At 64.1% G+C, this 6,536-nt stretch carries 6 protein-coding genes and 1 tRNA gene; 4 read left to right on the plus strand and 3 right to left on the minus strand.

Going from position 1 to position 6,536, the window contains the following annotated elements; all coding sequences use genetic code 11:
- Nucleotide 1: 1 nt before the first annotated feature.
- The 3 genes from ACTHNZ_RS19360 to ACTHNZ_RS19370 all read right to left on the minus strand — a co-directional run bounded on the left by ACTHNZ_RS19360 (nt 2) and on the right by ACTHNZ_RS19370 (nt 2,429).
- Nucleotides 2-86: transfer RNA gene (locus tag ACTHNZ_RS19360), tRNA-Leu, on the minus strand.
- 117 nt (nt 87-203) lie between these two features.
- The gene (locus ACTHNZ_RS19365) at nt 204-1,358 is read right to left on the minus strand and encodes an ABC transporter substrate-binding protein (RefSeq protein ID WP_440544191.1); all 1,155 of its coding nucleotides are present in this window, start codon (nt 1,356-1,358) and stop codon (nt 204-206) included.
- Nucleotides 1,359-1,487: 129 nt separating this feature from the next.
- The gene (locus tag ACTHNZ_RS19370) at nt 1,488-2,429 is read right to left on the minus strand and encodes a CysB family HTH-type transcriptional regulator (protein WP_440544186.1); all 942 of its coding nucleotides are present in this window, start codon (nt 2,427-2,429) and stop codon (nt 1,488-1,490) included.
- Between the two features lie 202 nt (nt 2,430-2,631).
- Between ACTHNZ_RS19370 and ACTHNZ_RS19375 the strand changes: the two genes are divergently transcribed.
- The 4 genes from ACTHNZ_RS19375 to cysD all read left to right on the plus strand — a co-directional run.
- Nucleotides 2,632-4,311 carry a nitrite/sulfite reductase gene (locus ACTHNZ_RS19375; protein ID WP_440544187.1) on the plus strand — a complete coding sequence of 560 codons (1,680 nt, stop codon included), beginning with the start codon at nt 2,632-2,634 and terminating at the stop codon, nt 4,309-4,311.
- A gap of 27 nt (nt 4,312-4,338) precedes the next feature.
- Nucleotides 4,339-4,878 carry a DUF934 domain-containing protein gene (locus ACTHNZ_RS19380; RefSeq protein WP_440544188.1) on the plus strand — a complete coding sequence of 180 codons (540 nt, stop codon included), beginning with the start codon at nt 4,339-4,341 and terminating at the stop codon, nt 4,876-4,878.
- Nucleotides 4,875-5,642, plus strand: coding sequence for a phosphoadenylyl-sulfate reductase (locus tag ACTHNZ_RS19385; RefSeq protein WP_440544189.1), 768 nt, complete (start codon nt 4,875-4,877; stop codon nt 5,640-5,642). Before ACTHNZ_RS19380 ends, ACTHNZ_RS19385 begins: the two co-directional genes overlap by 4 nt.
- 104 nt (nt 5,643-5,746) lie before the next feature.
- Nucleotides 5,747-6,536: sulfate adenylyltransferase subunit CysD (gene cysD, locus ACTHNZ_RS19390; protein WP_440544190.1), on the plus strand; the 790-nt coding region annotated here is incomplete at its 3' end.

The following is a 6,536-nucleotide window of genomic DNA, read 5'->3' on the forward strand; positions in this document are numbered from 1 at the left end:
TTGGTGCCCGGGGTCGGACTCGAACCGACACGCCTTGCGGCGGGGGATTTTGAGTCCCCTGCGTCTACCTGTTTCACCACCCGGGCATTCGCCGGCGCCGTAGGGCACCGAACGGAAGAGCGCGATTGTGTCAGAAATCGCGTCGCTTGACAAGCTAGAGCTGCTAGGCCGCCGGACTGTTTCGGGTCGCGGCCGCCCATGCCTCATTGGCTCAGATACACGAACTTGCCGCCCCTGATCGTCCCCATCACGCCCGCACGCTGGTCGAGCCCGACGTGATCGCTCGCGCTCGTGTTGACGACGCCATTCGGCACGACGACCTCATGAGCCTGCTCGAGGGCGGTGCGCAGTGCTTCACGAAACGCCTTGGTGCCGGGTTGCGCCGTCTTCAGGGCCCGAGAGACGGCATCGTTCAAGCGCGGATAAACGCCGGCCGCATCGGCGGCGAACTGCGTGACGCTACCGGCGCCGTATTTCGCCTCATATGTGTTGACGAACGACAACGCCTCCTTTTTCGACGGATGGTCGGCCGGCAGCGTGCGCGCGACGATGGCCGGCTGCGTGGGAAACAGCGTGCCCTCCACGTCCTTGCCGCCGAGCTTGACGAACGCCGGCGTCGCAATGCCGTGCGTCTGGTAAATGGGCCCCCTGAAACCGCGTTCGACGAGCTCGCGCTGCGGCAGCACGGCCGGCGTGCCGGCGCCCGCGACGAGGATCGCGTCCGGCTTGGCCGCCATCAGCTTGAGGACTTGGCCCGTGACGCTCGAATCGGTGCGGTTGTAGCGCTCGGTCGCGACGATCGAAATGTGGCGCAGCTTCGCAAACGTCGAGAACGCCGCGAGCCAGCTGTCGCCATAGCTGTCTGCGAAACCGATGAACCCGACCGTCTTCACGCCGTGATTCGACATGTAGCGCGTCATGACGTCGGCCAATGCACTGTCGCTCGCCGCCATCTTGAACGCCCAGACACGGGGGCCGGCCTGCGGCTCGACGACGATGCCCGCGCCCACGAGCGTGATCATCGGCGTATGCGACTCGGCCACCGGATCGAGCGCGGCCAGCGCTGCCGGCGTTACGTTGGGGCCGACGATGACGTCGACGTGATCCTCGTGGATCAGTTTGTCGATGTTGCGCACGGCCGTGCCCGGGTCGGAGCTGTCGTCGAGGAAAATATACTGCGCCGGCTGCCCGGCGATCGTCTTGGGCCACATCAGCATCGCATTCTTGCTCGTGATGCCGATGACGGCGGCGGGGCCCGTCGAAGACAGATCGACGCCGACTTTGATGTCGGCCCGCGCGGGATCGGCCTGCGCCGCACAAGCGAGCGCAAACGCGGCGAGCGCAAGCGCGCGGCGCATGGAAGCGGTCAACGCCATGCAAGATCTCCTAGGGTTCGTTTGCTTGATTCAGTGAGAAAGATCGGCGCGGCCAAGACGGCGCATTCCCCGCCGGGGCCGGGCTGCCAAGTTCGGCGTACCAAGTTCGGCTCAAAGCTCGTAATTCTCGTGCTCACCCTTGAGCGCCTGCTCGATCAGCTTGCGGTTCAGGGTCGGCGAAAGCAGCTCCACGAGCGTATAGACATAACTGCGCAGATAGGCGCCTTGCTTGAGCGCGACTCGCGTGAGGTTGCTGCCGAACAAGTGCCCGACCGGCATCGCGCGCAAATGACGGTCGCGCTCGGCGTTGAACGCGATGTCGGCCATGATCCCCACGCCCAGGCCCAGTTCCACGTAAGTCTTGATGACGTCGGCGTCGATCGCCTCGAGCACGATGTCGGGTGCGAGACCGCGCAGCGAAAATGCCTGGTTGATCTTCGTGCGGCCGGCGAACGCGTTGTCGTACGTAATCAGCGGGTACTGCGCCAGATCCTCCAACGAAAGCTGCTTGCGCTGCAGCAGCGGATGATCGGCCGGCATGATGGCGACGTGGTGCCACTGGAAGCAGGGCAGGGAGACGAGTTCCTTGTAGGACGAAATGGCTTCCGTCGCCACGGCGACGTCGGCGTGATCGTGCATGACCATCTCGGCGACCTGCGTAGGGCTCCCCTGCAGAATCGATAGATGGACTTTCGGAAACCGCTTCTTGAACTCGGCGATCGCGCCGGGCAGCGAGTAGCGCGCCTGCGTGTGCGTCGCGGCGATCACGAGGTTGCCCTGGTCCTGCGCAGCGAAGTCCTTGCCCACGCGCTTCAGGCTTTCGACTTCCTGCAAGATCCGCTCGACCGAGGCGAGGATGATCCGGCCGGGCTCCGTCAGCGACCGCACGCGCTTGCCGTGACGCGTGAAGATCTCGACGCCCAGCTCGTCCTCGAGCTCGATGATCGCCTTCGAAACGCCCGGCTGCGACGTGTACAGCGCCTTGGCGGCTTCCGTCAGATTGAAGTTCTGCCGGACCGCCTCGCGCACGAATCTAAATTGGTGCAGGTTCATTTATAACCCTGGCGACATAAGGAAAGAATTTTTTAGTCGTTTGAAATATAAGGCCAGTTTATTACGATCGACCCACGTTTTTCAATATGCATAGCTGTTTTCGTCATTAGCACATGACAGGTCGGTCTGAACGGTGGCCTGCCGCGTGCGTGGATAGCGATTCGGGCGCCGGACGCGGCGCGACACAACTTGGGGTCCCCGAATGTATCAATACGATCAGTACGACCAGACCATCGTCGACGAGCGCGTCGCACAGTACCGCGACCAAGTCCGCCGCCGCTTGTCGGGCGAATTGAGCGAGGATGAGTTCCGCCCGTTGCGGCTGCAGAACGGCTTGTACATGCAGCGTCACGCCTACATGCACCGCATCGCGATTCCGTACGGCAATCTGCGCACCGATCAGTTGCGCATGCTCGCGCACATCGCGCGCAAGTACGACCGCGGCTACGGCCACTTCTCGACCCGCACGAACATCCAGTACAACTGGATCAAGCTCGAGGACACGCCCGATCTGCTGGCGGACCTCGCGACCGTTCAGATGCACGGAATCCAAACGTCGGGCAACGACATCCGCAACATCACGGCCGATCAATTCGCCGGCGTGGCGCCCGATGAGATCATCGATCCGCGTCCGTGGGCCGAAATCCTGCGCCAATGGTCGACGTTCCACCCCGAATTCAGCTGGCTGCCGCGCAAGTTCAAGATCGCCGTCTGCTCGTCGAAGGAAGACCGCGTCGCCGTGCAGATCCACGATCTGGGCGTCTATCTGTCGAAGAACGACGCGGGCGAAATCGTCTGCGCGATCCTCGCGGGCGGCGGCCTCGGCCGCACGCCGATCCTCGGCTCGATCATCCGCGAAAACCTGCCCTGGCAGCATCTTCTGACGTACTGCGAAGCAGTGCTGCGCGTCTATAACCGTTTCGGCCGCCGCGACAATCTGTTCAAGGCACGGATCAAGATTCTCGTGAAGGCGCTCGGCCCCGAGAAATTCGCGCAGCAAGTCGAAGAGGAATGGCAACACCTGAAGGACGGCCCCTCGACGCTGACGCAAGCGGAATTCGATCGCGTCGCGCGCCATTTCGCGCCGCATGCTTACGAAAAGCTGTCGGATACCGACGCGTCGTTCGAAAAGCATCTGCTCGAGAATCGTGCGTTCGCGCGCTGGATCGAGCGCAACATGCGCCCGCACCGCGTGCCCGGCTACGCCGCGGTCACGCTTTCGTTGAAGCCGGCAAAGGGTGCGCCCGGCGATGCGACGGCCGAGCAGATGGAAGCGGTTGCCGATTGGGCGGACAAATACTCGTTCGGCGAAGTGCGCGTGTCGCACGAGCAGAACCTGATTCTTGCCGACGTGCGCAAGCGCGATCTGTTCGCGCTCTGGGAAGAAGCGAAGAAGCAGGGCTTCGCCACGCCGAATCTGGGCTTGCTGACCGATCTCATCGCGTGCCCGGGCGGCGATTTCTGCTCGCTCGCGAATGCGAAATCGCTGCCGATCGCTCAGGCGATCCAGGACCGTTTCGACGATCTAGACTACGTTTACGATCTGGGCGACCTGTCGCTGAACATTTCGGGGTGCATCAATTCGTGCGGGCATCACCACGTGGGCAACATCGGGATTCTCGGCGTCGACAAGGACGGCTCCGAGTGGTACCAGGTGACGCTCGGCGGTGAGCAGGGCACGAGCGCGACCGGCGCGCGCCTCGGCCGCGTGATCGGTCCGTCGTTCGCTGCCGAGGAAATGCCCGACGTCATGAGCAAGGTGATCGATACGTTCGTCGAAAACCGATTGAACGGCGAGCGTTTCATCGACACTTTCAATCGAATCGGCGTGGCGCCGTTCAAGGAACGCGTCTACGCCTCGCGCCAGCCGGCGCACGCGTAACCGCTGGGCGAAGAGGGATATTTGCAGATGACTTCGATTATCAAGAATCGCTCCGTGGTCCGTGACGACTGGACGGTCGTGCGCGCATCCGAAGACGGCACGTTGCCGGCGGCCGATGCGCTGCCCGCCGGCCGCGTGCTCGTGCCCTTTGCGCTCTGGAAGACGTCGCGCGATGCGCTCGTCGCGACGCGCACGGCCGCCGATCTCGGCGTGTGGCTCGCGCCCGACGACGAACCGGGCGAACTTGCCGCCGATTTCGACAAGATCTCGCTGATCGGCGTCGATTTCCCCGTATTCCGCGACGGCCGCGGCTATAGCACGGCCCGCTTACTGCGCGAGCGCTACGGCTGGCGCGGCGAACTGCGCGCGATCGGCGACGTGCTGCGCGATCAACTGAACTTCATGTTCCGCTGCGGCTTCGATGCCTACGCCGTGCGGGCCGACAAAGACATTCACGATGCGCTGCGCGCGTTCGACGAGTTCTCGGTCAAATACCAAGGCGCGTTCGATACGCCGCAACCGCTGTTCCGCCGCCGTGCGGCGCTCGAATCGGAGCAATCCGCATGAGCCAGGACCGGACCCCGGCGGCTGCGCCCGTCGATGCAGCCTTCGAAGCGAAGATCGAGCGGCTGCATGCGTTCATCGACGAGATCGCGAAGCGTCACGCGCGCATCAAGCTGGCGAGCAGCTTGGCGGCGGAGGACATGGTGCTGACGCACGCGATCTTGTCGCGCGCCGCGGCGATCGGCATTTTTTCGCTCAACACGGGCCGTTTGCATGCCGAGACGCTCGGCATGATCGATCGCGTTCGCGAGCGTTACGGCTACGAGATCGAGCAGTTTCATCCGCAAGCCGACGCCGTCGAAGCGTACGCGAAGGCGCATGGCCTGAACGCCTTCTATGAAAGCGTCGAGTTGCGCAAGCGCTGCTGCGAGATTCGCAAGGTCGAACCGCTGAATCGCGCGCTGGCCGGCGTCGAAGCGTGGGTGACGGGCCAGCGCCGCGAGCAGTCGGTCACGCGCGCGGAGCTTCACGAGGAGGAGCACGACGCGGCGCGTAACATCGCCAAATACAATCCGCTTGCGGATTGGAGCGAAGGCGAGGTTTGGGCCTACCTCGCGATGTACGACGTGCCCGTCAACCCGCTGCATGCGCGCGGCTATCCGAGCATCGGCTGCGAGCCGTGCACGCGCGCGGTTCGCCCCGGCGAGGACAGCCGGGCGGGCCGCTGGTGGTGGGAGTCTCGCGACTCGAAGGAGTGCGGGCTGCACGTCACCACGTCGACCATTCAATTTGCGCCGAACGCTACGCCGACGCCGGCTTCGGCCTGAGTCCGACGCGGTGGCGGCAATTGCCAGCAGCATATGCAGTATCCGAATGTCGTGGCCGCCTCGCTTTGCGAGGCCCACGGACAAACGATAGGAAACCGTCAAATATGAGCACGATTCTCGAACCTTCCGCGACGACCCCGCTCACGGTCAGTGCGACCCGCATGGACCACCTCGACTGGCTAGAAGCCGAGTCGATCCACATCCTGCGCGAACTCGTGGCCGAGTGCGCCAAGCCGGCACTGCTGTTCTCGGGCGGCAAGGATTCGGTCGTGGTGCTGCACCTGGCGCTGAAGGCGTTCGGGCTCGGCGCGAACCGCAAGACGGCGCTGCCCTTTCCGCTCGTGCACATCGACACGGGGCACAACTATCCGGAAGTGATCGAGTTTCGCGATCGCCGCGCGGCGCAGATCGGCGCGCAGCTGGTCGTGGGCCATGTCGAGGATTCGATCAAGCGCGGCACGGTGCGGCTGCGCCGCGAGACCGATTCGCGCAATGCCGCGCAAGCGGTGACGCTGCTCGAGACGATCGAGGCGCACGGCTTCACGGCGATGATCGGCGGGGCGCGCCGCGATGAAGAGAAGGCGCGCGCCAAGGAGCGCATCTTCTCGTTTCGCGACGAATTCGGCCAGTGGGATCCGAAGGCGCAGCGCCCGGAACTGTGGAGCCTGTTCAACGCGCGGCTGCACAAAGGCGAGCACCTGCGCGTGTTCCCGATCTCGAACTGGACCGAGCTGGACGTGTGGCAGTACATCGCGCGCGAAGGCTTGGAGCTGCCCTCGATCTATTACGCGCATGAGCGCGAGATCGTGCGCCGCAACGGCTTGCTCGTGCCGGTGACGCCGCTCACGCCGATGCGCGAGGGCGAGACGAGCGAGAACGCGCTCGTGCGTTTTC

The sequence above is a fragment of the Trinickia sp. genome, from assembly GCF_051953955.1.
Lineage (GTDB): Bacteria > Pseudomonadota > Gammaproteobacteria > Burkholderiales > Burkholderiaceae > Trinickia.